The organism is Gemmatimonas sp. (assembly GCF_027531815.1).
Classification (GTDB): Bacteria; Gemmatimonadota; Gemmatimonadetes; order Gemmatimonadales; family Gemmatimonadaceae; genus Gemmatimonas.
Window position 1 is genome coordinate 466,079 of record NZ_JAPZSK010000002.1, and the last position, 25,886, is coordinate 491,964.

Sequence of the window (25,886 nt, forward strand, 5' to 3'; positions counted from 1 at the left end):
GGAGTGTCTGGGCCGCCCGGAGGGGGCCCGAGTTACGTTGCGTCCCGGTACCGCCCCCCGCTACCAGCAGTTACCTGACGACCGTCGGCGTACGGCCGCCCCGTGGCTCCTTCCGGAGCACGGCCGCCGGCTCACGGCGCGCCGTCCGCCTGCTCGCGGTAGTCCCGCTGCTCCGCCGTGCTGGGACGTGCCCCATCGGGGAAGCGCCGGGACATGAACGGCGAGCCGGTGGCATCGGGGCTCGGCGCGTAGCGGGACTGGCGGGACAGCTGCGGCTGTCGATCGAAGGACATGAACATGGAACCTCCTGGTACGAAGAAGGCCCCTCCGTGGGAGGGGCCTCGTCAGTTCGACCAGGTCACCGCCTCCCGAGTGGTCTCGGGAGGGGCGGCGTGTGCGTCACATGCTGGCGACGGTGCGGCCCTGCTCCCGAGTGCGAAGTACGACGAGTACCGTCGCTACAAGAATCGTAGCGACGGCGGGAATAAGGCTGAGAAGTCGGGCCGAGGCGAAATGCGGCGCGGTCATGAGAGGGAGTTTCGGCTTGTCCCGGGACAAAGTCAAGTCGTCCCGGTAATTGGTCGCCGGCTACTTCTTGGTCGTGATGCGGATGACGCCCTTGGCGCCTTCGGGGCCGTAGATCTTCTCGGCGGCCGCGCCCTTGATCACCTCGATGCTCTGGATACGATCGGGGGGCATCTTCATCGCGTCTTCGGTGGCCCGCACGCCGTCCACGAAGACGAGAACGTCGGTGCTGCGCGTCGTCGGGGTTGCCTGGATCTTTTCGCCAACCAGCCGTACGGTGCCCGGTTCCGTCGAGCGTTCCGAACGTTCGGCGCTCGTGGCCAGTGCCGTCGCGACGTTGGCAATGCGCAACGCCGTGGCGGTACTGTCGATCGCGTCGATCTTCATCGTGACGACCGGTGATCCCGCCTTCGCGGGCGACGCGGCCGATGCGGTCGTCGTCGCCGGCTTGGTGGTCAGGCGGATGGCATGGGCTCCCTTGTCCTGCTTCATCACCTCGATGGAGGCGAGACGATCGGCCGAAACGGCCAACGCTTCGACTTCGGTGGCCGCTCGCCCATCGATGTAGTACTGCTTCGAGGCAGACGGGGCGACAGCGGCGATCCTGGCGGTCGCGGTCGCGGCATCCATTCCATCGAGTTCCGCGCTGGTCGGGAGTTCGGCGCCGCAGGCGGCGATGACGGCGAGTGTGCCCAGCGACAGGCTCGCGAGGCGACGCGCCGTGGTGTGGGTGGCAGGGCGATTGGTCATGAAACGCAGTCTCTGTTCGAGGTGGGATGCATGGTGCGAGAAGGCCGCCGCACCGGTGAAGAGCGGGGCCGGAGTGGCCGTCGCCGAAAGGTCGATGAGCAGGGCGCCGTAGCGGCGCGGCGTGGTGCCCGACTGCAGCACGCGGGCGTCGCAATCGAGTTCGATGGCGAGGCGCAACCGCGCGAGCATGTACCACGCGCCGGGATTCCATGGCATCAGCGCCGTGAGCACGCACGCCGTGAGCAGCAGCGCCGGGTCGCCTGCCGTGATGTGCGACGCCTCGTGCGCAACGACCAGTCGCTGTTCGTCGTGCGTACGCAGCATGAACCAGGCTGGCACCACGATGCGCGGTCGCAGCACGCCATACACCGCCGGGCCCGTGCCGTCGCTGACATGCAGGGTGTGTCCGTGCGCCTCCACGCGCGTCGCGCCGCGCACCACCGTGCATTGCCGGCGGTAGCTCCACACCCCGATGGCCAGCAGTGTGGCCGACAGGACGGGCCAGAGCAGCACGAGGACGAGCTTCGCACCAAAGGGCAGGGGGCGCACCGCGGCAGCCGCTGTGGTGGTTGCCGTCGTCAGGAGTCCCTCGGTGAGACGGGCGGTACGCAAGATCGTGGCGCCGGTGATGTCCCACACCGATGGTGCCGGTGGCGCCGTGGCCGCTCGTGCCGTGACCGTGGCTGCTGGTAACGGCAACGCCAGCGGAGCCGTGGCACGACGCCACGGCTGCGTGACGGTAAACGCGAATGCCACCAGCAGGGCGGTGCCCCACACCCACCGGTTCGGGATCGTACCACGCGCGAGGCGCTGCAGGAGAACGGCGATAACGGCAAAGAGCGCGGTGACCACGAGCGCCGTCACCGCCCATGCGGCTACCAGCGGCGCCCCCTGGACAACAGCCAGCGTGAGCGTGGTCATGCGTCGTCTCCCAACCGCTCGGCCAACAGCGTGCGCATGCGTTCGAGTTCCGCCCGGCTGAGCGCCTTGTCCGACACCAGCTGCGCGAACATGCGTTCGGTGGAACCCTGAAAAATGGCGTCCTTGATCCGGCCGATGGCGCTGCTTCCTGCCTTCTCGGCGGCCACGGTGGGGAAGTAGCGATAGGCCCGCCCTTCCGCTTCCGGACGCACGAACCCTTTCTTCTCGAGCGTCTGCAGCGCCGACAGCACCGAGGTGTAGGCCAGGTCTTCGTCAAGGTGCTCGCGCACATCGGCCACGGTGGCGGAGCCCAGCTTCCACAGCACGGCCATCACGGCCAGTTCGCGAGGCGGGAAATGCAGGTCGGTCATTGGGGAGGGGAGGCACGAGGGCACGGAGGTACTGATTGTTCAGTAGTATGCAGTGCGCGCGTTCCCGTGTCAACTGGTTTTTCAGTAGATCAGGTCACGGACGCGCCGCCGCGCACTGGCAACCCCTCCCCCTCCCCCTCCCCCTCCACCGTCCGTGCCGCCCCGGTACCATGGCAGTCGCAGGCAGGAGCGACATCCCCAAGGCGCGCGGCAAAGGCCGAACGCACGAGCTCGCGGAACAGCGACTGCTGCCCCGCGAGCTCAGTGACTTCAGCGACGTCGTCGTCGCTCACACCGTGCAGGTGGCCACCGCTTCCTTGAGCGACGCCACGCCGTTGCGCTTGGGGATGAACTCGTGCGCGAACACGCCGGTGTACCCGGTGCTCGCGATGTACTCGGCGATGCCGCGGTAGTTGAGCTCCTGCGCACCGTCGATCTCGTTGCGCCCCGGCACGCCCGCCGTGTGGAAGTGCGCGATGTACGGCAGGTTGGCCTTGATGGTGGCGATCACGTCACCTTCCATCACCTGCATGTGGTAGATGTCGTACAGCAGGCGGAAGCTCGGACTGTTCAGCCCCTTCGCGACTTCCACCGCCCACGCGGTATGGTCGGCGTGATAGTCCTTGTGATCGACCTTGCTGTTGAGCATTTCCATGCACAGCACCACGCCGTGCTTCTCGGCGGTGGGCATGAGGCGCTTGAGCCCCGCGATGCAGTTGGCGATCCCTTCGCCGTCGCTCATGCCGCCCTTGTTGCCGCTGAACACCACGATCTTCTTCACGCCAGCCGCGGCGGCGCGCGGAATGTACGCTTCGCCGTCGGCCACGAGCTTGTCGTGATTGGCCGGCCGGTTGAAGCCCACGGGAATCGTGCCCCAGCTGTTGCCCATGGTGCACTCGAGCCCGTACTGCGACGGCACGCTCCACTCGTCGGGGCCGAGGAGATCGATGCCCACGAGCCCCACCTCCCTGGCCGTGGTACACAGCTCCTTGATAGGGGTGCTGCTGAAGCACCAGCGGGCGACCGACTGCCGGAGGCGTCCGGCACCGCCCGGCGCGGTGGATACGGCCGACGCGGACATGCCTGGATCGGGCAGCGGAACGCCAACCGCACCAGCCATGGCCACGGTGCCGAGGGTGGAAAGCATGTCGCGTCGGTGCATGGAAGCCGGGTTGGAGGGCGCGCCCGACGCCGCCCGGCGCCGAACCGTTACTGAATCTGGATGTACAGCGGGACGGGCCACAACCGCAAGATTTCCGATCGCGGTGTGCCCGGCTTGTCGTTCTTCGGCTTGGTGAACTGCTTCCACCCCGCGAACTGCACCGGTTCCTTCTTGATGTAGCTGTAGAACGAATCCCGCTTGAGCCACGGCGCCCCGAAGCCGTCCATATGCATCACCACCTGTACCTTGGGATCCAGGCGGATCTGGTCGGCATTCGTGACCCCCTTCTTCGTGAAGCGATGGACCACGAGGATCTTGGGGGGCAGCTTGTACTTCTCCACGAGCTCACCGAGGTAGCGCGTGGCGTAGTTGATGTCGGCGGCATCGTAGGTGCCGATCTTTCGACCGGGCACCTTGCCGTCCTTCATGCTGAACTCGGGGTCGATACCGAGGTGCACGTCGGGGCGCTTGAGGAACCGCTCGAGCCACGGCAGTTCCTGCTGCAGTGTGCTGTGCCCCACCTGCACATCCACGAACATGATGGCGTTCCGGCTCTTCGCCCAGCCGTACACCTTTTCGATGAGCGTGCTGTCCATGCGCAGGCGATACTTGCCGTCACGGCCCGCGCTTCCTTGCGCCACGACGGCAATGAGGTGCAGCGCCGGCTGCGCCGGGTGCTGCGGGTCCAGCCGAGTCCACTCGGCCACTTCCGCGTCGAGCTTGCGCAGCATCTCCTGCGGCTCGAATTCGCCGAGAATGCCCATGCGTTGTGACAGCGGATTGCCGTAGTAGGCAATCACGCGCTTGGCCGGCAGAATGGAGCCGGGGAGCGGCGCCGGCATCTTGGGCGGCCAGAGCGAATCGAGATCGCTGCCCGCGTTGCGATACGCCAGGTGCCGGTCACCTGAGTGCGGCCCGAGTGCGCCGGCAGGGCGCTTTGGGCGGACGCTGTCGGCGGGCGCAGCGGTGCGCGTCTTCTTGGAAGAACCGGTCGCGCTCTGGGCCGGCAATGCGGCCGCGAGTGCCGTGGTCGAGAGCGCCAGCGCCGGCAGCAGCACGGTGGTACGGCGCAGCACCGAACTCGGCCGCAGGGCGGATGCAGAAACGAACAGCTGGGTAATGGCGGACATGGGATGGGGCAGGGAGAACCGCGTCATCGACTGCTCACAGTGTAACGATGCCGCCGCAGGCGTCCAAGACAACGGTCGTGGGCTCGGTTACCACGGGGGCGCGGCTCTTACTGCCGCGCCGGCTACTTGGCCGGCTACTTGGCCGGCTACTTGGCCTGCTACGTGGCCGGCTACTTGGCCTGCTCCGTTTTGGGTGGCGCATACTGCATACGCTGCAAGATGGCGCCGATGCGTCGTGAGGCGACGCTGCCACGCGGGGCCCACCGTCGCGGGGCCGGAAGAATGGCGGCCATGCGCGCCGATTCCTCGCGCGTTAACGACGCGGCACTCTTGCGGAAGTGGTAACGCGCCCCCGCTTCGGCGCCGAAGTGATACGGTCCCCACTCGGCCAGGTTGATGTACAGGTCGAGGATGCGTTCCTTGGTGAGCAGCAGCTCCAGCCACAGCGTGAGATACGCTTCCACGCCCTTGCGCACGAACGAGCGGCCGTTCCAGAGGAAAATGTTCTTGGCCACCTGCTGCGTCAGCGTGCTTGCCCCGCGCAGCTTGCCCCCACGCTTGCGTCGCTCCAGCGCCTTGTCGAGCTCCACGAAATCAATGCCGTTGTGGAGATAGAAGCGGTCGTCCTCGGAGGCCAGCACGGCCCGCCGCAGCGACGGGCTCATCTCGCTGCGGGCCACGGGCGTGTGCACCGGCCATGCGGGCGACTCCCCGGCGGCAAAGCGCTGGGCCGCGCGGCCGATCATGACCATGGTCACCGGGGGGTTGACCACCGCGAAGAGCAGGATGAAGGGCACCGGGGCCAGCGCCACCAGCAGCAGCGCGCGCAGCAGTCGCACCAGCCACGAGCGACGCGCCCGACCGGTGGCGTTGCCGCGACGAGGGAACACACGCATCAGCGGGAACTCAGGGTTCGCGCAGGTGCGGCGGCGTGTCGGGGGGCTGACGCCGCCAGCGACGATGCTGCCAGAAGTACTGCTCGGGGTACTCCCGCACCCGCGCTTCGAGCAGCTGCGTGTAGCGCAGCACGATCGCGTCGACATCATGCTCGCGATCGCCCGTGGGGGCAACCTCCACCGGCTCCACCAGAAAGGCGTAGCGACCGCTCGGCTGGCGGACGATGGCGATGAACACCACCGGGGTGTCGAAGCGCAGGGCGAACACCGCCGGTCCGCGCGGGGTCTTGGCCGGGCGCCCGAAGAACGGCACGAAGGTGCTGGCGAGCCCCAGCGCATCATGATCGGCGAGCAGCGCCACCATGCGATTGTCGCGCAGGGCCCGGGGCGTGCGGCGCACGGCATCCTTGTCGCGCACCACGAACACGCCCGCCTCGGTGCGCGTCCGCGTCACGTACGCCTCGAACAGCTTGTTGGCGGCACCGCGCACCACGGCGTCGATCCCGACCCCGCGGGCGGCGACGTAGGCGCCGCCCAACTCCCAATTCCCGATGTGACCGGTAACGGCGATGATGCCGCGCCCCTTGTCCAGCGCCGCCTCGATGTGCTCCCACCCTTCCACCCGTTCGATGCGGGCGAGAATCTCCTCCCGGGAGGTGCCGGGCAGGATGGCCGTTTCGATGGACGTACGCCCCAGACTCTCGTAGGAGCGCGCGGCGAGCGCCAGCACCTCGCGGCGCGAGCGCTCGGGAAAGGCGGCGGCAATCTGCCGCTCCGTCACGCCGGCCCGAATGCCGAACGGTTTGTACGCGAGCTTCGCCAGCGTCCCCCCCACCCAGCTGGCGGTGCGCCATCCCACCAGCCGCAGCGCCGCCACGGCCACCCGGGTGGCCACGTACTCGAGGCGATGGGACAGCGTGGGGGCGGGGTCCGCCGCCGGTGTGTGGACAGCCGTGCTCATGGTCAGGGAATCTAACCGATCGGGACGGCATTCTCCCCGCCACAGCGACGTGCTTCGGGTCCATATTTCCGCCATGGCCGTCGTCCCTCCTCCCGCCGTGCCGGGTACACAGCATGCCCAGCGACTGGCCCAGATCGGGCTGGTCGTGAATGCGCTGCTGGCGGTGGTGAAGCTGGTGGCCGGACTGCTCGGAAACGCCTACGCGCTGGTGGCCGACGCCATCGAGAGTGCCACGGATATGATCGGGTCGTTGGTCGTCTGGAGTGGGCTGCGCATCGCGAGCCGGGATCCCGACGATCGGTATCCCTTTGGGTACGGGCGTGCCGAGGCGCTGGCCGGCGCGGTGGTGGCCGCCCTCATGTTGGGGGCCGCCGCTGGCATCTCCATTGAAGCGGCTCGCGAAATCCGCACGCCGCATCACGCGCCGGCGTCGTGGACCCTGGCGGTGCTGGCGGTGGTCATTGTGGTGAAGGAAGTCATGGCCAAGCGGGTGCTCTCCGCCGGGGCGCAGAACGGCAGCGTGGCGGTGGCCGCCGATGGCTGGCATCACCGCGCCGACGCCATCACCTCAGCGGCTGCCTTTCTGGGCATCAGCGTGGCGCTCATTGGCGGGCCGGGGTGGGAAGCGGCCGACGATTGGGCGGCCCTCGTGGCGGCGCTCATCATCGCCATCAATGGCGGTCTGCTGCTGCGCACGGCGTTGGGCGATCTCATGGACCGCGCGCCGGCCCCGGGGCTGCAGGACACCGTGTCGCAGGCCGCGCTCGCCACCAGTGGCGTTCTGGCCATCGAGAAGCTCAAGATCCGCAAGTCCGGTACGGCCTTCTACGTGGATATTCATGTGCAGGCCGATCCGCACCTGTCGTTGCACGACGCGCACGTGCTCTCCGGCCGAGTCAAGTCGGCCATTCGGCAGCGTCTGCCGGCCGCCAGTGGTGTGCTGATTCACATGGAGCCCTTCGAACCGAGGAACTCGACATGAGCGATGCCCCGACCTTTGCGGCGCTGACCACCGCGCAGTGTCACGCCCTCCTCGCGTCGCAACAGGTGGGGCGGTTGGCCTTCACCTTTCGTGATCGCGTCGATATCGAACCGGTGCACTACGTGTTTCGCGATGACCGTATCTGGGGGCGCACGCAGTTCGGCACGAAGGTGCAGATCCTCGCCCACCACCCCTGGGTGGCGTTCGAAGTGGATCAGGTGGAGGCCCTCTTCACCTGGCAGAGCGTGGTGGTGCACGGTCGCATCGAGTTTCCCGACCCCGACGGCTCCGCGCAGGAGCAAGCGCGCTATGCGGCCGGGGTGGCGGCCTTCCGGTCGCTGGTTCCCGAGGCCTTCACCCCCACGGATCCCACGCCCGATCGTGACCTGGTGTTCATGATTCCGGTGCACGACCTCGAAGGGCGGTCGGCCACCACGAGGTATGCGTGAAGGCCAACGGGGAGTCCGCCGGCGTGCTCAACGGCGTGCGTCTCGAGCCGGTGGCCCCCGGCAGCGCGGTGGCGCTGGGGAACGACGCGGCGCGCCGTGCCGGCGCACCCGACAAGAAGACCCTCGAAGCGGCCACGCGCGCGCTGCTCGAGCGTCTGGCCGATCTGCAGGATGTGTTTCAGGCCGACGGCCGTCACGCCCTGCTGCTCATCCTCCAGGGGCGCGACGCCGCCGGCAAGGATGGCCTCATCAAGTCGGTGTACGGCGCCTTCAATCCCACGGGGGTGCGGGTGGCGGCCTTCGGGCCCCCCACGCCGCTCGAACTGCGGCACGATTTCCTCTGGCGCGTGCATCAGGTGGTGCCGCCCCGGGGCATGATCGGCGTGTTCAACCGCTCGCACTACGAGGACGTGCTGGCGGTGCGCGTGCGGCAGCTGGCGCCCGAGGCGGTGTGGCAGGCGCGATTTGCGCAGATCAACCATTTCGAATCCATGCTGCACGCCAATGGGGTCATCGTGCGCAAATGCTTCCTGCACATCTCGCAGGATGAGCAGCGGGCGCGGCTGCTGGCACGTCTCGACGATCCGCGCAAGAATTGGAAGTTCCGCCTCGACGACCTCGATGATCGGGCGCGTTGGGATGACTACACCGCGGCATACCGGGACGTACTGGCGCGATGCAGTACCCCGGCGGCGCCCTGGTACGTGGTGCCCGCCGACGAGAAGCCCATGCGCAATTACCTCGTGGCGCGGCTGCTCGTGGAGACACTGGAATCGCTGGACGCGACGTACCCGGCGATGAATCCCGCGGTGCGCGACGCAGCGCGTGACTTCCGGTAGCTCCCGCGCGACTCGTCGCGTCTCCTGTTGCCGTTCTTCCTGCCACCGGTGCCCCCCTGCCGCGCCTCGGTGATGCACCGGCTTCTCCCGGAGCATGACGCGGCGGCGATCGTGGGGGGAACCCGCGGTTTTCCACGGCGGGGGACTGGTCCGGGAGGGCGCCGGGGTTTACAATGCGGGTCTGTTCACGGCGCGGGTTGCCGTGACGGGACGTAGCGCAGCCCGGTAGCGCACCTGAATGGGGTTCAGGGGGTCGCGGGTTCGAATCCCGCCGTCCCGACTTGGCAGGGCCTTTCCGCAACAGCACCGAGCCTCGGCCCCCGGCCGGGGCTTTCGTGTCTTCAGCAGTGCCGCGCCCTCGCCCCACGATCCCCGGGAAGCGGTCCAACACCGGACCCTGTCGCCCGGCGGGGCCGCGCGCGAGCTTTCCGCCATGACGTCCGCTGCTGCCGGCCGTGCGCGTGCCGGCCTTCCCGCCCTGCTTGTCTCGATCGCCGTGACCGGCGTGGCGGCGTTCGGCGCCGCCTTCGCCTCGCGCACCTCGGCCGCGTTCTACGCCATCCTCGACAAGCCGGCCTGGGCCCCACCGGCCTGGCTGTTCGGCCCCGTCTGGAGCCTCCTCTACCTGCTCATGGCCGTCGCCGCGTGGCGGGTGTGGCGCGCCAGCGGGCTCGCCGACGCCCGCGCTGCCATGGGACTGTATCTCGTCCAACTCGCCCTCAACGCGCTCTGGACGTGGCTCTTCTTCGTCTGGCGTGACGGGCCCTGGGCCACCGCGGAAGTGCTCGCGCTCTGGGGCAGCATCGTCGCCACGCTCATCGCGTTCCGGCGCCACGATGCCACGGCCGGCTATCTGCTGGCCCCGTATCTGGCATGGGTGTCGTTCGCGAGTGCCCTCACGGTGTCGGTCTGGCTGCGCAACCCGTCGTTGCTGTAGCGCGCGACCGGCTGCGGGCCGCATGGTCGCGAATGCGGAGTGATGCCCCCGACGGTATGCTTGGGAAGCCCGTGTCGTCACCGGTCGTCGCGGCCGTTCACTCTTCACTCCCCGCTCCATGACTTCCGTCGTTGCCCGTCGCCGTGCCACCGCCGCCCTGGTCACCGCGCTGCTTCCGGCCACCTCGCTGGCTGCGCAGCCCCGTCCGGCCACGGCGCCCCCCGCGGCCACGCCCATCGTCACGAAGCAGTTCGGTGACCTGGGCGCCGGCCCGTACAAGTCGCTGGTGATCCGCAACGCGATGGTCATTCCCGGCCATGGCGGCCCGCCGGCGGGCCCCTACGACATCAAGGTCGAAGGCAACCTCATCACCGAGATGGTGCCGTTTGACCCGGTCACGGCAGAGCGCGCCGGCGCGCGGCCCCGCATGACGGGCGACCGCATCATCGACGCGGGCGGCAAGTTCGTCATGCCGGGCATGATCGATCTGCATACGCACATTCGCACGCTCCCCATGGAGATCGAGTATGTGTACTACCTCAAGCTCGCCATGGGGGTCACGACCATGGTCAATGCGGCCGACCGGGGATACGCAGACGGCATGCGCGAAGCGAGGCGCAGCGCGGCCAATGAGATGATCGCGCCCCGCATGTACCCGCTGGTGAGCTACGGAGCGGGGACGAGCTTTACGCGGCTGCAGCTCGACGATCCCGCCATGGCGCCGCAGGTGGTGAAGGCCATGGCCGCCAATGGCGTGCGGGTGATTTCCATGGACCCGCTGGGGTGGAGCCTGGAACTCGTGGGAGCCATCGCGAAAGCGGCCAAGGCCAACGGCATGATCACGTCCTTTCACCTCCAGCCGGCCAACACGGCGGTGACCCAGGCGGTGAAGGCGGCGTGTGCCGGGGTCACCATGATCGAGCATCACTACGGCTACGCCGAGTCGTCGCTCGACGGGTCCACGCAGGACTTTCCGCGCAACTACGAATACGGCAACGAGAACGATCGTTTTCGTGAGGCTGGACGCGTCTGGACGTACGCCAACCGCGAACGCCTGCTGGGGGCCGTGGTGGATTCACTGGTGCGCTGCGGCGTGACCATGCTCCCCACGCGCGTCGTGTACGAGGCCAACCGCGATCTCATTCGGGCTACCTCCCTGCCGTGGACGGAGAAGTACACGCACCAGGCCCTGTGGAACTGGAACATGCCCAACCCCGCGTTCCACGGGGCGTATCACTACGACTGGACCAGCGACGATGAGTACAACTGGACCGCAGCGTACCGGCTGTGGGGCGATCTCATCTTCGAGTTCAACCGGCGCGGCGGCACCGTGGCCTTCGGCACCGACGACAACTACATCTGGGCCACGCCCGGCTTCTCCACGGTGCGCGAGCTCCAGCTGGGGCGCGAAACCGGCATGAAGACGCTCGAGGTCCTCAAGTCGGCCACCTATACCTCTGCGCGTACGCTGGGCGAGCCGAAGCTTGGCCTCGTGCGTCCCGGGTACACGGCCGACCTGCTCATCGTGGATGGCAATCCGGCGGCGAACCTCAAGTACCTCTATGCGTTCGGCGACCTCGCCCTCGACCGGAGCGGCGCCATGATCCGCACGAAGGGCATCGTGCACACGATCAAGGATGGCATCGTGTTGGAGAACGCCAACCTCATGCGCGAGGTGGAGAAAATGGTGCAGGCCTCGCGCAAGCTCGCCCCGGCGGCTGATCCGGTACGCGATCTCTTCCGCCCGTCGGGCAAGTAGGGCGTCAGGCGATCAGATCGGCCGTGGCCTCGCCGGGTGACCGCACACCGGCGAGGGCAAAGGCCAGATCCACCTCGTCGCGCAGCAGCGACAGCACGTGACGTGCTCCTTGCTCACCGTTGGTGGCCAGCCCCCAGAGCAGGGGACGCCCGAGCAGCACGGCGTGCGCCCCCAGGGCGAGCGCCTTGAGCACGTCGGTGCCGCGGCGAACCCCGCCATCCACCAGGAGCGTGCCGCGCCCCTGCATGCACTCGGCCACGTCGCGCAACGCGCGCGCGGTAGGCACGGCCGTGTCGAGCTGGCGGCCGCCATGGTTGGACACGATGACGCCGCGCGCCCCATGCTCGAGTGCCAGGAGGGCATCATCGCCGCGTACGATGCCCTTCACGTAGATGGGCAGCTGCGTGATCGACTGCAGCCATTGCAGGTCGCGCCAGGCGATGCCGGCATCCCAATGGTGCAGGATGAATTGGGCCAGCGCCGACGACATGTCCGCGGACGTCCCCAGGGTACTCCGCATGTCCACCCCAAGGTTGGGGGCGGGAAACTCGGGCGGAACGTGAAAGCCGTTGAGCAAGTCGCGCTCACGCCGACCGAGCATGGGCGTATCCACGGTGAGGACCAGCCCGGTGCACCCGGCACGTTCGGCGCGCTGCACCAGCTCCATGGTGACGCCGCGATCACGATAGATGTACAGCTGGAACCAGAGCAGCCCCGTCGTGGCGGCCCGTACCGATTCGATCGTGCAGTTCGACAGGGTGCTGAGGATCATCCCCGACCCCGCGGCCGCGCTGGCGCGCGCCGTGGCCACCTCGCCCTCGGCGCAGGCCATCTGCTGAAAGGCCATGGGCGCCACGATGACCGGCCATTCGAGACGGTGACCCTCGAGCTCCACCGACAGGTCGCGCCGGGAGACGTCGCGCAGCACGCGGTAGCGAATGCGCAGGGCATCCCACGCCGTGCGCGACTCGCGCAGCAGGATCTCGTCGTTCGCGCCACCCGCGTAGTAGTCGTACACCATGCGCGGCAGCCGCAGGGCAGCTTCCGCCTCGTAGTCGTGCAGATTGACAGGCATCGGCATATTCTACGGGTCTCCCACTCACCTTGCCCGTGAACAGCCTCTCCTTCACGCGGATCCGCCAGCGCTACACCGACGACACGACCCTGGGCGGCACCGGCGCCGCCCCCGCGCTGGCGCGCGCGCTCGAGTTCATCGGCTGGCGCGCGGTACGCGAACCCACGCCGGAAGAGCTGGCGGGGCATCTGGCACTGTTGCTGGATCATTGCGTGCATGAGCACCGCGATGTCATGGCGCTGACGGACGGCATCGCCATGGCGCTCCGCGACACGGGTCCGCTGCTCGATGGCGGTCTGCCGCCGGTCGAGGCGTACTATCCCGCCGCGGAAGCGCTGCTGCGGCGGTATCTGGCTGATGATGGCGTGGCACATCAGCCGGTCCCTTCGTTCCTGTAGCCCCGCAACGCCTCCCCGCCGTCGTCCCGCCGTTCACCGCTGGCAGACTCCCCCCTCACGCCGCAGGAGCTTCCCATGGGTCGCCGTTCCGTCGTTCTGGTTACCGCTGTCGCCGCGCTGGGGGCCATGGGCCTTCCGCAACACGCCGGGGCGCAGCCCGCGTCTGCCGTGTATCGACCCGGGGCCCTCACGCCATTCCAGCAGATGACCCGCGAGATCTACAAGGAGCTGGTGGAGATCAACACGGGCGTGGAAACGGGGAACATCACCACGGCGGCAAACGCCATGGCCACCCGCTTCCGGGCGGCGGGTGTTCCCGACGCGGACATCTTCGTGGGCGGGCCGCGTCCCGAGAAGCACAACGTGGTGGCGCGACTGCGCGGCAGCGGGCGCGGTGGCCCGCAGAAGCCGATTCTCCTCCTGGCCCACATCGACGTGGTGGAGGCGCTCAAGGCCGACTGGTCCCCCGAGTTCGATCCGTTCGTCTTCACCGAGAAGGACGGCTACTACTACGGGCGCGGCACGGCCGACGACAAGGCCATGGCCGCCATCTTCGTGGCGAACGTGTTCCGCATGAAGCGGGAAGGGTACGTGCCCGACCGCGACATCATCATTGCGCTCACCGCCGACGAGGAGAGTGGTCCCGCCAACGGCGTGGACTGGCTGCTCAAGAACCACCGGCCACTGGTGGACGCCGCGCTCGTCATCAACGAGGGGGGCGGTGGCACGCTGCGCAACGGGAAGCCGCTGTTCAACAGTGTGCAGGCCGCGGAGAAGGTCACGACCAACTTCACGTTGCGCGCGACCAACAAGGGCGGCCACTCCTCGGTGCCGCGCGACGACAACGCGATCACGCAGCTCGCCGATGCGCTCGGCAAGGTCGGGCGCCACAAGTTCGCCGTGAAGCTCAATGACGTGACGAGGGCGTTCTTCTCGCAAACGGCGGCGCTCGAGGAGCCGGCGATGGGACGGGCCATGACGGCGCTGGTGAAGAACGTTGGCGACGCAGCGGCGGTGGCGGTGGTGACCGCCGATCCCCGCTACAACTCCATGCTGCGCACCACCTGCGTGGCCACGGAGCTCAAGGGTGGGCACGCCACCAACGCGCTGCCGCAGCTGGCCGAGGCCAACGTGAACTGCCGCATCTATCCGTCGGAGTCGGCGGAGTCGGTGCGGGCGGAGCTTGAGCGCGCGGTCGGCGATACGAACGTCAAGGTCATCATCCGCTCGCAGCGTCCCAGCACTCCGGCGTCGGCGCTGTTGCCGGAGGTGATGACCCCCGTGACCCGCATTACGGCGGAGCTGTGGGGCGCCATGCCCATCATCCCCACCATGAGCACGGGGGCTACCGACTCCCGGTTTTTTCGCGCCCTGGGGATTCCGGCGTTCGGGGTATCGGGGCTGTTCAGTGATCCCACCGTGGACGCGCGCGCACACGGGCGCGACGAACGCATGGCGGTGAAGAGCTTCTACGAGGGGCAGGAGTTTCTCTATCGCCTCACCAAGGCGCTCGCGAGCGCGCCGACGCGGCAGTAGGCGCCCGCCCCAGCGCTCCCTTTCTCTGATTCTCCGGTGGTCCGTTCCCCTCCAACGCGCGTCATGCACGGCTGTGCTTGCGGCACGCGCCGCACCCGGCCGGCGGGGGACTGATCGTGGGAGAATCGGGGAACGGGAGATACTGGCGCAACGGTCAGGGTACGCCCGCGCTCCCAGCGCTCCCTTTCTCTGATTCTCCGGTGGTCCGTTCCCCTCCCCAAACGTGTCACGCACTGCTGCGCGCGCGGGTACGCGGAGAGACGGTCAGTGCGTGAGCGCGTACACCAGATAGTTGGTGGCGAACTTGTATGCGTCGTTGCTGAGGTTCACAGCGTACCAGCCTTGCCCCGACCACTCCATGTAGTCGCCGATGTCGTTGTTGAAGTTCACGATCACCATGAGACGGCGCGACGGATCATTGCCTTCGAAGATGCCATAGTACTCGGCCCTGGCTGAGCGCGCCGACGGATGATGCATGCCATCGAGCGTCCCGATGGTGAAGAAGGCGTTGAAGATGGGGTGCGTGCGGTCGAGGCGGATGAACTGGGCCTCGGGAAGCACTGCGCGCATTCCGCGTGCAAACACCTCCCACTGCCGCAGATAGAAGTCGTCGACGATGAGGAAGCCGCCTTTCTGCAGCCATGTCCGCAGTCCGGCGGCTTCCTGCTCGTCGGGGTACCAGTAGCCCGGCTCCGACAGGTAGGCGATGGGATGGTGCGACAGCAACGGGTCGTCCATGCGGTGCACGTTGCTGCCGGCCACGTGCGGGCGCATGGCGGTGAGATCCTGCACGATGGTCATGAAGTTGCGCTCCATGGCCGGGTAGTCGAACGCCCAGCCATTGGGGCCGTACTCCGTGTAGCGCAGACGCACGAAGGTGAAGCGCCCATCGTAGGGCACGTTGGGCTCCACGAACGTGCGAAAGCGCTGCGACCATCCCAACGACGTGGTGCCCGCCAGCAGCAGGAGCCCCCCCAGCAGCCGGCGCGCATGGCGGGGAGCGCGCATCAGCCCGGTAACCGGAGCAGCGTGTGCAGGGCGTCGCGCGTGGCAGCGGGAATGGGCGTGGGGCGCCGCGTGCTGCGGTCCACGTGGACATGGACGAAATGCCCCGTGGCACAGGCGAGTTGGTCGTCGTTGCGAAAGACTCCCAGCTCGTAGCGCACGCTCGACGTGCCCAGATGCGCCACGCGCAACCCCACGGTGATGCGGTCCGGGAAGGCGAGGGGAGCGTGGAAGCGACACTGCGTTTCGGCAACGAGCGCGATGGTCTCGCCCGCCACCACATCGAGCAGCTGGCGCTCGATGAGCCACCGATTCACCGCGGTGTCGAAGTAGCTGTAGTAGACGACGTTGTTGACGTGCCCGTAGGCGTCGTTGTCCATCCAGCGTGAATCGAGTGCGATGCACTCCGCGTACCCTGCACGCGTTTCCACTTGCGCCATCCTTCCCAGAGATTGGCCACCAGCAACCCGCCCAGCAGGAAATACACCGCGCCCACCAGCATGAACAGGGCAAAGCCGGCCGCCGCCGCAATGATCCCGAACACCACCTGATCGGCGGCCTTGGGGGGCGAGGTGGGCGGATCGGTCAGCATGAAGCTGGCGAAGAAGAGCACCATGTGCACGTCAGGGGCCCGGTACAGCTCGGCCACGCGTGCGGCATCGCCAAGGAAGGCCACGGTGGTGCCCAGCGCGAAGTGCGCGCCGAGGTAGGCCAGGAGCAGCGGCAGCTTGTGCAGGCGCTGCGTCATGAAGAGGCCGGTGGCCACGGTGAGCAGCAGCCAGGGGGTGGCAAGCTCCGGGAGCGCGCCCCACCAACTCTGTCCGGTATCGAAGACGTAGTAGCTGCTCACCAGCGCCGCCGCCGCCGGGTTGAGCACATTCGCCCGGCGCACGCGCAGGGCATGCTTGGCCACGATGCCCAGCACACCCGTCGCGCCGGCAACGGTCCACGGGACATGGGGGCTGAGCACGAGCCCCACCAGCCAGCCGGTCAGCATGGCGCCGTCGGGCACACTCCAGTGTCCATCGCGCCAGCGCAGCAGCGGGGTGTCGGTGATCGCCGCCGCCGTGATGGCCGCGAGCACCCCCGGCAGCACGAGCGACCAGCCGGCATGGTGCGCGGCCGGAACCGTGAGCAGCAGCAGAATGCCGGAAAAGAGCCCCTTGGGGGAGCGCAGCCAGCGGGCGGTCATGCGGCGTCGGAACGGGTGAAGGTAGACGCGCCCCACCCGTGCACCTCGTGGTGCGCACCCGCGGCGTCAAGGAAGTAGCCGTCCACCTGTTGCGCCCGGAGTAGTGCTGCACCGGCCTCTGCCCCCAGCACGAACGCGGCGGTGGCCAGCGCGTCGGCTACCACGGCCGTCGGCGCAACCACCGTCACACTGCGTAACCCCACCGAAGGCGTTGGCGCCGTGGCGCGCGGGTCCAGCAGATGATGGCCGGCTGCCGTAGCGCGGGTGTAGTCGCCGCTGGTGCACAGCGCGTATTCCTGCGCCGCGACGTCCACCACGCACGCGGCTCCTTCCCCCTCTACGGGATGGCGCACCGCCGTGCGCCACGGCGTCCCCCGCGGATTGTGCCCTCGACAGTGCAGGTCACCGCCGGCCACGATGCACACGTTTGGCACGTCGTGCAGTGATTGCGCCGCAAGGTCCAGGGCAAAGCCCTTGGCGATCCCTCCCAGGTCGAGCACCGTGTGCGGCGGCAGCGCAATCGTGCTTGCTGCCTCGTCGAGCACCGCCTCGCGCCAGGCCCCCGACAGGTGTGGAGCCGTCGCGTCGGGGGTGGGCCTCAGCGACACCTGGTGACCATCCTGCCACGACCGATCGAAGCCGTGGTGGTGCAGGGCGCGGCCAAGTGTGGGGTCGAACGCCCCGTCGGTGGCCGCGGCCACCGCCCATGCCACGCGCAGGAGTGCGAAGAGCAGCGGCGACACCGGCTGCGGGCTTCTCTCACCACGGCAGAGCGCGCTCACCTCCGAATCCCCCAGGAAGCGTGAACAGTGTGCTTCCACCACCCGAAACCACTCCACGGCTTGTGCGGCGCGAGTCGCGGCCTCGGGGATGGCTCCGACCAGCTGCACCGACACCGTCGTGCTCATCGCCGTGGTCACGAACTCCGTGGCTGCAGTCACTGACGCGCGGCCTTCAGCGCTTCGACGACGGCGTAGTAGAACGCGTTGGCGCTCTCCGTTGCGCCGGACACGTTGTCCACCTCGGGGCTTTGGCGCTCCACCACCTGCGGCTGCAGATGCGCGATCCAGGAGCAGGAGTAGCGCGTGAGGCAGCGGCTGATGGCGGCCGCGGTGATGCGTCCCTTTTCGATGATCACCGTGGCTTCCACGTCGCCGTGCCGTGAAGTGCCCCACCCGGAATAGGTCCCGTCCTTCAAGCTCACGGGTCCCGCCGGCTTGGCGGGGGTTGGGGTGGGGGCGGGGGTGGCGGTGGGGGTGGGGGTGGGCAGCGGCGTCGGTGTCGGCTCAACCGGGGGAGAGGGCGCTGCGAGCGTCGGGGCCGCAGCGGGCGCGGCAGTCGGTTCCGCTGGCGATGGCGCCACCGCCGATGGAGTCGCAGGTGTGGTGGGGGCGGCGAGCGTTCTCGCGGAGACGACTGTTGGCGTGTCGGCGCGCCGCTTCGGTGCCACAGCCTTCACGCGCTCTGACCCCAGCTCTGACCCCAGCTCTGACCCCAGCTCTGACCCCAGCTCTGACCCCAGCTCTGACCCCAGCTCTGACCCCTGCTCTGACCCCTGCTCTGACCCCTGCTCTGACCCCTGCTCTGACCCCAGCTCTGACCCCGGGACACTATCGGCGCTGGCGGGGGGACGCCGCATTGTGCTGCGGGCGGCCAACTCGGTCGCCGCCGCCTCGGTACGCACGTAGCCAGCCGCATAGGCAGCCAGCACGGCGGCCGTACTCACGGCGAGCAGCGGACCGGATGGCGAACTCGGCTTGGCAGGCACGGGCGACGGGACGCGGCGAGGGGGAAGGCACCGACTGCATGGCGGGCGTACCACGACGCGTACGCTATGGTGAAAGAGAACGTTGGTCGGCAGACCAGACGAGGGATACGACCAGTCCAACGCGCTGTTCAACGGCTGCACCGACCGGAATCCTTGAGTCCGGACCTGTGCACCAGCGGTACGCGCGGCCCCTGCTCCTGTGGAGCAGGGGCCGTTTGCGTTCGCACTGTTTCCGAAACAGTGTCGCGTGTACCGGCGCCCAACGCGACGCGAGCCTTCGGTTGACCCCAAACGCCGCTGCTGTGACCCGACAGGGCGCGTCTGCGGTTGCTAAAAGTGCGCCAATGTGGGACGAGTCGATGGCAATCGCATCCGTCGCTTGATCTGCCAGTCGCGGCGCATACACTTCCGCTGGCGAACACTGCCGCATCGATGCGCGGGCGACACCTTACCGTGAACCGCTCGCCGTCGTGCCGGTCGCTGCAACCCGGCGTTCTCCCCCCTCCGAACGTCGGTCCCCCCTCCACCAATCCGTCGCCCTTGCGGGCGTCCGGAGGCGAATTCATGAAGATGAGTATCCCGCGGGTCGTGCGGGCCATGGCGGCGGCTGTGCTGGCCGTCGTGGTCCATTCGGGTACACTGGCTGCTCAGGATCGCACCGGCGTGGTTGCCGGTCGCGTGGTCGAAGCGGGCGGTGCCCCCATTCCCAACGCACAGGTGTCGATTGCCGGTACCACGCTTGGCAGTCTGACCAACGCCGAAGGGCGATTCACCCTGCGCGGTGTCCCCGTTGGCAATGTGACGGTGCGTGTGGCGCGCATTGGCTATGCGGAAAGTACCAAACCCGCCGTCATCACCGCCGGCTCCACGACCACGCTGGATTTCTCGCTCACCAAGGTGGCGGTCAACCTCACCGCCGTCGTGACCACGGCCACCGGCGACCAGCGCCGCCTCGAAATCCCCAATCAGATCGCGCAGATCGACGCCGCCAAGGCCATTGAGAGTGCGCAGATCAGCAACGTGGGTGACCTGCTCATCGGCAAGGCCGCCGGTGTGCAGCTGCTGCCGGGGTCCGGCGTGAACGCGGCGTCGCGTATCCGCATTCGCGGCACGTCGTCCATCTCGCTCAGCAACGATCCCATCATCTTCGTTGACGGTATCCGCATCAACAGCTCCACCTCGGGGCTCGGCACGGGCGGCGCGCCCGCGGGACGCCTCAACGACATCAACCCGGAAGACATCGAGACCATCGATGTCATCCGCGGTCCCGCCGCGTCGGCCACGTACGGTACCGATGCCGCCACGGGCGTCATCGTGATCACCACCAAGCGGGGGCGCCAGGGTGCGGCCCGATGGTCGGTGTACACCGAGCAGGGTGTCACGCGCGACCGCAACAACTACCCCGACGCCTACACGGCGTGGGGGCGTCTGGCCAACCAGACCAACCCGGCCAACAACGGCCGCGCCGCGGACTGCCAGATCAATACGATCGCCGCGCGCACCTGCGTGGTGGACTCCATCACCACCTTCAACCTCTGGCGTGATCCGCGCGCCACGCCGCTCAAGGATGGCATTCGTCAGCAGTACGGCATGACGGTGTCCGGCGGCACGGAAGCGGTGAACTACTTCACCGCCGTCGAGCATGAGCGCACCACGGGCACGCTCGGTATGCCCGAGTTCGAGCGCGACCGCTTCGCGCGGCAGGGTATCCCGGTTCGTGAGGAGTGGGCCGATCCCAACACCTTCCAGCGCTTCAGCCTGCGGTCGAACATCGACATCAAGCCGTCGCAGAAGCTCACCATTCCCATCCGCAGCTACTTCCTCAGCAGTCAGCAGCAGGCCCCGCAGGACGGCAACAACACCACCGGTCTCGGCTCGCATGCCTTTGGCGGTCCCGGCACGCGCAGCCGCACCCTCACTGCCGGCGGCACCGACTCGCTATACGGATATCGCCAGTTCACCCCGGGCGACATCTTCCAGCAGTACAACAACATCGACCTGCAGCGCTGGATCGGCTCGGTGAGCCCGCTCTGGTCGCCCACGTCGTGGTTGCAGATGCGCGGTAACGCCGGTCTCGACTACTCGGCCGAGTCGTACGACAACTACTGCCTGCGCGACGAGTGCCCGAACTTCGGCCAGAACCGACTGGGCTTCAAAAACACGAGCCGCTCGCGTCAGTTCCAGTGGACCGCCGACTGGTCGGCCACGGCCAGCTTCCGCCCGCTCGAGTGGCTCTCCACGCGTACCACGGGCGGCTTCCAGTTCGTGCATCGCCAGGACGACGCATACAGCGCCAGCGCCGCACAGCTTCCGCCCGGCGGCCTGACCCTCAGCCAGGGCTCGGTCCCCTCGGTAAGCGAAGGCACCACGGTGTCGAAGACGGCCGGTGTGTTCATCGAACAGAACGCACAGCTGTTCGACCGCCTCGATCTCGTGGCCTCCGTGCGCGGCGACAACAACTCGGCGTTCGGCCGCAACTTCGGGACGGCGTACTATCCGCGCGCCGGTGCCTCGTACCGCGTTTCCGAAGAGGCGTGGTTCCCGCTCAAGGACCAGATCAACCAGCTGCGCCTGCGTACGTCGTGGGGGCAGGCCGGTATCCGCCCGGGTACGACGGCCGCCCTCCAGTTCTTCGCCTCAAACGTGTACCGCGAAAACGCGGCTGACGTGCCGGGGCTCATCTACCAGACGCTGGGCAACGCCAACCTGCGTCCGGAAACGGTCACGGAGGTGGAAGGCGGCTTCGACTTGGGGCTGTTCAACGACCGCATCACCACGTCGCTCACCTATTACGACAAGAAGTCGAGCGACGCCATCGTGAACCAGACGCTGGCCCCGTCCATTGGCACGGGCTCGACGGCGCGTGCGGTCAATGTCGGCGCCATCCGCAACTGGGGCTGGGAGTACCTGGTGACCGCCCGCCCGGTGCAGTACAGCAAGTTCAGCTGGGACATCACGCTGAACGGCTCGTACAACAGCAACGAGGTGCTCGACCTGGGCGGCCAGCCGGCCGGTACGGGTACGGTGCGTAACGCGGAGGGCTTCCCCATCAACTCCATCTGGGATCGCCCCTACACGTTCGCCGACGCCAACGGCAACGGCATGATCGAAATTGCCGAAGTCAACGTGGACTCGACCCCGCGCTACATGGGGTACAGCGTGCCGCGTACCGAACTGTCCATTCAGAACGGCTTCGACCTGCTCAAGGATGGCCAGCTCCGCGTCACCTTCCTCATCGATGGCAAGCTGGGTGGGCTCCTCAACAACACCACCGAGCGCTTCCGCTGCGCGACCCGCCTCAACTCGCAGGAGCGTATCGATCCGTCGGCGCCGCTGGCGCGCCAGGCGCGTTGCGCGGCCTTCCAGAAGCCGGGTGTGTTGTCGACCAACTTCGGCTTCTTCGAGCCCACCGACTACTGGCGCCTGCGTGAACTCGCCGTGTCGTGGCGCATTCCGCCCAGCCTCGCGAGCCGCCTGCCGATGGCCAAGAACGGTACCATCACGCTCTCCGGCCGTAACCTGAAGCTGTGGAGCGACTTCACCGGCGTCGATCCGGAGACCACCGGCGGCGTTGGCAACATCCAGGACGAATTCCAGATCACGCCGCCGCTCCAGACGTGGACGGTGCGCTTCAACTTCGGCTTCTGAGACACCCCATGCACAAGTTGATTTCGAACGGGGCGCGCCTCGCGGCTGTGGCAGCCGGAGCCGTCTTCGTGTCCGGCTGTCAGATCGACAAGCTGGTGCAGGCCACCGACCCCGACATCATTGGCGTGGAGCTGGTCACGAGCCCCACCGCGGCCAACGCGCTGCGTGTGGGTACGCTTGGCCGATTCAACGCCAACACCACCGGCGGCGAGTCCATGTTCCTCTACGGCGGCCTGTTCGGCGACGAATTCGGCACGGGTGACACCTTCACGCAGCGTGTTGAAACCGACCAGCGCGCCCTGACGCCGCAGAACGGCAACATCACGACGGCCTATCGTGGGCTGCACCTGCCTCGCATTGGTGCCATCCAGACGCGGGAAGCGCTCGCCCAGTACGCGCCACTCGCCCCGGCGTGGAACTACAGCGAGATGTTCTTCGTGGAGGCGTACATGGTCAACCTGCTGGCCGAGTACTTCTGCAACGGCCAGCCGATCAGCAGCATTGCCGACGGCGTGGAAACCTACGGCGACCCGCAGCCCAACGCGGCACTGTTCACGCTGGCGTTGGCCAAGGTGGACTCGGGGCTCACGCGCCTGGGGAGCACCACGGGCACCAACGAAACCCGCGTGCGCAACTCGCTCAACATCCTCCGTGCGCGCATCCTGCTCAACCAGGGGAACTTCGGGGCGGTGGCGGCCACGGTGGCCGCCGTTCCCACCACCTTCACCTGGAACCAGGAACACTCGCTCACGGCCCGCACGCCGGGTGTCTGGTCGCTCATCAACAACCAGCGTCGCTACCTCGTGGCCAACAACGAGGGACCGCTGCAGATGAACTTCGGCACCGCCAACGACCCGCGCGTACCCACCTGCTCGGTGGGGCAGGCGGCGTGCACGGCGGTTGGGCTTACCACGTCGCGCCCGTTCGACAGCGGCAACACGGCGGTACCCAACATGCTGTATCAGCTCATCTGGACCACCGACGCGTCGTCGGTGTCGCTCATCAACGGGCTGCAGGCGCGGTTGTACGAGGCCGAGGCGCTCAATCGCACGGGCAACTTCGCCGGCGCACTGGCCATTCTCAACAGCCTGCGTGCCACGCCGCCGGGGTACGGCCGCACGATTGCGGCCATGACGCCGTTGGCCGATCCTGGCACTGAAGCCGGTCGTCGCGACATGATCTTCCGTGAGAAGGGTTTCTGGCTGTTCGGCACCGGCCACCGTTACCCCGATATGCGCCGCATGATGCGGCAGTACGGGATGACGGCCAACCAGGTGTTCCCCAACGGCAACACCTGGCAGATCAACCGTGCGCCGGGGTACGGCAACGACATCGTCTTCCGCACGCCAACGGCGGAGACGTTCAATCCGCGCGTGCCGCAGGTCAACGGCGAAGCGCAGTGCATCGACCTGAACCCGTAAGGGATCGGGTGGGATGAAGGAAACGAGGGGCGGTGCCGGATGGCACCGCCCCTCGTGCGTTCCGGCCGGGGCCCACGGCACGGGGGCGGCACGGGGTCAGAGCATTGCTCTGACCCCAGCTCTGACCCCAGCTCTGACCCCAGCTCTGACCCCAGCTCTGACCCCAGCTCTGACCCCAGCTCTGACCCCAGCTCTGACCCCAGCTCTGACCCCAGCTCTGACCCCGGGCGGGGGATGGATCAGCGTGACCGCGTCACCACGATGATCGCACCGGCACCCGACGACAGCGTGCCGAAGCGCTGTGTGGCATCGCCCGGGGAGATGAGCTCGATCCGTTCAAGCTCGCTCACCCGGATGCGGTGTAGCAGGTCGAAGTCACTCACCTGCGCCCCGTCTACGACCAGAACGGGACGGTCGGCGTTGCTGTTCGTGAAGCTCGATTGGCCACGACGCTGGCGAATGGAGACCCCGCCTCGGTTGTTCTCCGAGAGCCGATAGCCCCCCAGCCGCTCGATCACGGCATACGCGTCGAGTACGTTGAGCTCGGCGATCTGTTCACGGGTAATGACGCGACTGCCGGTGCCGGTGGGCATGGCTGCCGAGTTGCTGTGCGCGCGCGCGTTGTTGGGCGCACACCCCGCCATGGCAAACAGCACCGGCAGCGCGACGGCGGCCACGAGCGCCGCACCGTTGAGCGGGCGACGCAAGCAATGCGGACGCGCGCGCGGGCGAAACGGAGGGAAGGACATGGCGCGAGGACTGGAGTGAAGACGGGCCACCTGCACGTGCAACACTGTTGGCGTTGGTGGCAACATGCAAGCAGTACAACACGAAACGCGGCGGTGCGGGTCTCAGGGGTGCCGTACGGAAAGACGGGACGGACCGGGCGGCGTACTCCGCGTCACCAGGCGTACGGAACGGAAGTTGCCGCTCTGCCATGCATGTCGTACACCGTGCTGTGTGGGGCGTTGGTGACGCTGCTGGTCGTGAGAGGCGCGATCGCCTGGCTGTCCTGGTGGATTCGGCAACCGAGCCACCGGCCGCGGGCGTACCGCGGAATCCCGTTGCCACTGTTCAGTCATGCGCGTGCCGCGGCGTGGCTGCGCAAAGGCGACGAGCCCGACGAGGACGAGGATGGGACGGCCACGTGAGGGGGAGGCGAACCGAGACCGCAGCGGCATCAGCGCCCAGTTGGCCGCAAGCGAATGCGTTCCCGAAACAGGAACGATAAAAGTTTGACGACTTGCTCGGAGGCACGTAGCGGGGAATCGATTTGTCCCCAATCGTTACCTCACTTCCGCGCGGGCCGTCACTCCCCGGACGCTTCTCGCCCGTTTTCGCACACTCTTCGTGTCCCTCGGCCGTTCTCCGTATGGCCTACCTTCGTTGCACACAGTGTGGTGCCAAGGCTCTGGTCGCTGCCTCGCAGTGTCCGAAGTGCGCGCATCCGTTTCATCTGCTCGATGGTCGCGGTGAGCGCGCCAAGCTGAAGAAGTGCCGCTCCTGCGGCATCATGCACCGCGTGGACACGCACTGTCACTGGTGCGGTGAAGTGAAGGGATTCTCGTTGCCGCGCGTGAGCAGCGCCGCGTGGCGCAGTGCCGCTGCGGTGGCGCTGACGCTCACGGCCGCTGGCGGTGTGTGGCAGTACGCGCCGGCGCTGCGCGATCTGGCGTTGGAAGCACGCAGCGGTGCCACCACCGCGGTGGCCGTCGCCAACACCACCCCGCAGGACAACCGTACCGTGGCCACGGCAGCGGGGCTTACGAGCGCGGCAACGCCGTTGCTGGCAGACAGCAGCGCCGCCCTGAGCCAATCGACTGCACCCGCTGCGGATTCCATTGCCGCAGCCGGTTTCACAGCGCAGGCCGCCACTCCGATGGCCCCGGCCGCCGATGGCATCACGTGGACGCCAGCCGTGGCACGCACGTGGGTGAACGTGCGTAGCGACGCAAGTCGTGGCGGCGAAGTGGTGGGCGTGATCAAGCCGGCGTCACGTGCCATGCTGGGCACCGATCGTGCCGGATGGCGGCAGGTGCGCTCTCCCGACGTGAGCGGCTGGGTGGATCCGCGGCTCTTCGAAGCCGACAGTCTGCGCACTCGCGGCGAGTAAACGCCGTTCGCTGTGCGGGAATACCGTACCCACGTGTCGGGTAGCGGT

At 67.7% G+C, this 25,886-nt stretch carries 26 protein-coding genes and 1 tRNA gene; 12 read left to right on the forward strand and 15 right to left on the reverse strand.

Annotated features, from left to right (window positions below; translation table 11 throughout):
- Positions 1 to 131: 131 nt before the first annotated feature.
- The 8 genes from O9271_RS03150 to O9271_RS03185 all read right to left on the reverse strand — a co-directional run bounded on the left by O9271_RS03150 (position 132) and on the right by O9271_RS03185 (position 6,716).
- Positions 132 to 299 (reverse strand): hypothetical protein, encoded by a 168-nt coding sequence (locus tag O9271_RS03150; RefSeq protein ID WP_298266106.1) that lies wholly within the window; start codon positions 297 to 299, stop codon positions 132 to 134.
- Between the two features lie 289 nt (positions 300 to 588).
- Positions 589 to 2,196, reverse strand: a complete 1,608-nt coding sequence (locus tag O9271_RS03155) for a M56 family metallopeptidase (protein WP_298266108.1) — start codon at positions 2,194 to 2,196, stop codon at positions 589 to 591.
- On the reverse strand, positions 2,193 to 2,567 hold the full coding sequence (locus tag O9271_RS03160; RefSeq protein WP_298266110.1) for a BlaI/MecI/CopY family transcriptional regulator: 375 nt from the start codon (positions 2,565 to 2,567) through the stop codon (positions 2,193 to 2,195). The genes O9271_RS03155 and O9271_RS03160 overlap by 4 nt, the downstream gene beginning before the upstream one ends.
- A gap of 89 nt (positions 2,568 to 2,656) precedes the next feature.
- On the reverse strand, positions 2,657 to 2,860 hold the full coding sequence (locus O9271_RS03165) for a hypothetical protein (protein ID WP_298266112.1): 204 nt from the start codon (positions 2,858 to 2,860) through the stop codon (positions 2,657 to 2,659).
- Positions 2,857 to 3,714, reverse strand: a complete 858-nt coding sequence (locus tag O9271_RS03170; RefSeq protein WP_298266114.1) for a TIM barrel protein — start codon at positions 3,712 to 3,714, stop codon at positions 2,857 to 2,859. The genes O9271_RS03165 and O9271_RS03170 overlap by 4 nt, the downstream gene beginning before the upstream one ends.
- Before the next feature lie 62 nt (positions 3,715 to 3,776).
- Positions 3,777 to 4,886: a hypothetical protein gene (locus O9271_RS03175; protein WP_298266116.1), complete on the reverse strand. Its 1,110-nt coding sequence runs from the start codon at positions 4,884 to 4,886 to the stop codon at positions 3,777 to 3,779.
- 143 nt (positions 4,887 to 5,029) lie between these two features.
- Entirely contained in the window at positions 5,030 to 5,755 is a 726-nt protein-coding gene (mtgA, locus tag O9271_RS03180) for a monofunctional biosynthetic peptidoglycan transglycosylase (RefSeq protein ID WP_298266118.1), read from the reverse strand.
- Positions 5,756 to 5,765: 10 nt separating this feature from the next.
- Complete coding sequence (locus tag O9271_RS03185) at positions 5,766 to 6,716, reverse strand: lysophospholipid acyltransferase family protein (protein WP_298266120.1); 951 nt, start codon at positions 6,714 to 6,716, stop codon at positions 5,766 to 5,768.
- 73 nt (positions 6,717 to 6,789) lie between these two features.
- Between O9271_RS03185 and O9271_RS03190 the strand changes: the two genes are divergently transcribed.
- The 6 genes from O9271_RS03190 (at position 6,790) to O9271_RS03215 (ending at position 11,682) form a co-directional block, all read left to right on the forward strand.
- Entirely contained in the window at positions 6,790 to 7,698 is a 909-nt protein-coding gene (locus O9271_RS03190; protein WP_298266122.1) for a cation diffusion facilitator family transporter, read from the forward strand.
- On the forward strand, positions 7,695 to 8,147 hold the full coding sequence (locus O9271_RS03195) for a pyridoxamine 5'-phosphate oxidase family protein (protein WP_298266124.1): 453 nt from the start codon (positions 7,695 to 7,697) through the stop codon (positions 8,145 to 8,147). Before O9271_RS03190 ends, O9271_RS03195 begins: the two co-directional genes overlap by 4 nt.
- Entirely contained in the window at positions 8,144 to 8,986 is an 843-nt protein-coding gene (locus O9271_RS03200; RefSeq protein WP_298266126.1) for a PPK2 family polyphosphate kinase, read from the forward strand. The genes O9271_RS03195 and O9271_RS03200 overlap by 4 nt, the downstream gene beginning before the upstream one ends.
- Positions 8,987 to 9,192: 206 nt before the next feature.
- A tRNA-Pro gene (locus O9271_RS03205) sits at positions 9,193 to 9,266 on the forward strand.
- 153 nt (positions 9,267 to 9,419) lie between these two features.
- On the forward strand, positions 9,420 to 9,923 hold the full coding sequence (locus O9271_RS03210; RefSeq protein WP_298266128.1) for a TspO/MBR family protein: 504 nt from the start codon (positions 9,420 to 9,422) through the stop codon (positions 9,921 to 9,923).
- Between the two features lie 118 nt (positions 9,924 to 10,041).
- Positions 10,042 to 11,682: an amidohydrolase family protein gene (locus O9271_RS03215; protein ID WP_298266130.1), complete on the forward strand. Its 1,641-nt coding sequence runs from the start codon at positions 10,042 to 10,044 to the stop codon at positions 11,680 to 11,682.
- Between the two features lie 4 nt (positions 11,683 to 11,686).
- On the opposite strand, the gene O9271_RS03220 is transcribed toward O9271_RS03215, so the two are convergent.
- Positions 11,687 to 12,763 carry an alpha-hydroxy acid oxidase gene (locus O9271_RS03220; RefSeq protein WP_298266132.1) on the reverse strand — a complete coding sequence of 359 codons (1,077 nt, stop codon included), beginning with the start codon at positions 12,761 to 12,763 and terminating at the stop codon, positions 11,687 to 11,689.
- Positions 12,764 to 12,792: 29 nt separating this feature from the next.
- On the opposite strand from O9271_RS03220, the gene O9271_RS03225 reads away from it, so the two are divergent.
- Together O9271_RS03225 and O9271_RS03230 are read left to right on the forward strand one after the other, a co-directional pair.
- Positions 12,793 to 13,155: a hypothetical protein gene (locus O9271_RS03225; RefSeq protein ID WP_298266134.1), complete on the forward strand. Its 363-nt coding sequence runs from the start codon at positions 12,793 to 12,795 to the stop codon at positions 13,153 to 13,155.
- Positions 13,156 to 13,230: 75 nt separating this feature from the next.
- On the forward strand, positions 13,231 to 14,691 hold the full coding sequence (locus O9271_RS03230; protein WP_298266136.1) for a M20/M25/M40 family metallo-hydrolase: 1,461 nt from the start codon (positions 13,231 to 13,233) through the stop codon (positions 14,689 to 14,691).
- Positions 14,692 to 14,955: 264 nt separating this feature from the next.
- Here the strand turns inward: O9271_RS03230 and O9271_RS03235 are convergent, their stop codons facing one another.
- The 5 genes from O9271_RS03235 to O9271_RS03255 are packed head-to-tail and all read right to left on the reverse strand — an operon-like array spanning position 14,956 to position 18,656.
- On the reverse strand, positions 14,956 to 15,699 hold the full coding sequence (locus O9271_RS03235) for a DUF4159 domain-containing protein (protein WP_298266138.1): 744 nt from the start codon (positions 15,697 to 15,699) through the stop codon (positions 14,956 to 14,958).
- Positions 15,699 to 16,076 carry a thioesterase family protein gene (locus O9271_RS03240; RefSeq protein ID WP_298266140.1) on the reverse strand — a complete coding sequence of 126 codons (378 nt, stop codon included), beginning with the start codon at positions 16,074 to 16,076 and terminating at the stop codon, positions 15,699 to 15,701. The genes O9271_RS03235 and O9271_RS03240 overlap by 1 nt, the downstream gene beginning before the upstream one ends.
- The gene (locus O9271_RS03245; RefSeq protein ID WP_298266142.1) at positions 16,010 to 16,888 is read right to left on the reverse strand and encodes a hypothetical protein; all 879 of its coding nucleotides are present in this window, start codon (positions 16,886 to 16,888) and stop codon (positions 16,010 to 16,012) included. Before O9271_RS03245 ends, O9271_RS03240 begins: the two co-directional genes overlap by 67 nt.
- A complete protein-coding gene (locus tag O9271_RS03250; protein ID WP_298266144.1) occupies positions 16,885 to 17,829 on the reverse strand; it encodes an FAD:protein FMN transferase in 945 nt (314 codons plus the stop codon). Before O9271_RS03250 ends, O9271_RS03245 begins: the two co-directional genes overlap by 4 nt.
- Positions 17,826 to 18,656 carry an FMN-binding protein gene (locus O9271_RS03255; RefSeq protein WP_298266146.1) on the reverse strand — a complete coding sequence of 277 codons (831 nt, stop codon included), beginning with the start codon at positions 18,654 to 18,656 and terminating at the stop codon, positions 17,826 to 17,828. The genes O9271_RS03250 and O9271_RS03255 overlap by 4 nt, the downstream gene beginning before the upstream one ends.
- Positions 18,657 to 19,220: 564 nt before the next feature.
- On the opposite strand from O9271_RS03255, the gene O9271_RS03260 reads away from it, so the two are divergent.
- Entirely contained in the window at positions 19,221 to 22,304 is a 3,084-nt protein-coding gene (locus O9271_RS03260) for a SusC/RagA family TonB-linked outer membrane protein (protein ID WP_298266148.1), read from the forward strand.
- Between the two features lie 8 nt (positions 22,305 to 22,312).
- Complete coding sequence (locus O9271_RS03265; protein WP_298266150.1) at positions 22,313 to 23,725, forward strand: hypothetical protein; 1,413 nt, start codon at positions 22,313 to 22,315, stop codon at positions 23,723 to 23,725.
- Between the two features lie 239 nt (positions 23,726 to 23,964).
- Here O9271_RS03265 and O9271_RS03270 read toward each other — a convergent pair whose 3' ends face one another.
- A complete protein-coding gene (locus O9271_RS03270) occupies positions 23,965 to 24,474 on the reverse strand; it encodes a TonB-dependent receptor plug domain-containing protein (RefSeq protein ID WP_298266152.1) in 510 nt (169 codons plus the stop codon).
- A gap of 192 nt (positions 24,475 to 24,666) precedes the next feature.
- On the opposite strand from O9271_RS03270, the gene O9271_RS03275 reads away from it, so the two are divergent.
- The gene (locus O9271_RS03275; protein WP_298266154.1) at positions 24,667 to 24,876 is read left to right on the forward strand and encodes a hypothetical protein; all 210 of its coding nucleotides are present in this window, start codon (positions 24,667 to 24,669) and stop codon (positions 24,874 to 24,876) included.
- Between the two features lie 221 nt (positions 24,877 to 25,097).
- Positions 25,098 to 25,838: an SH3 domain-containing protein gene (locus tag O9271_RS03280; RefSeq protein ID WP_298266156.1), complete on the forward strand. Its 741-nt coding sequence runs from the start codon at positions 25,098 to 25,100 to the stop codon at positions 25,836 to 25,838.
- Positions 25,839 to 25,886 lie beyond the last annotated feature (48 nt).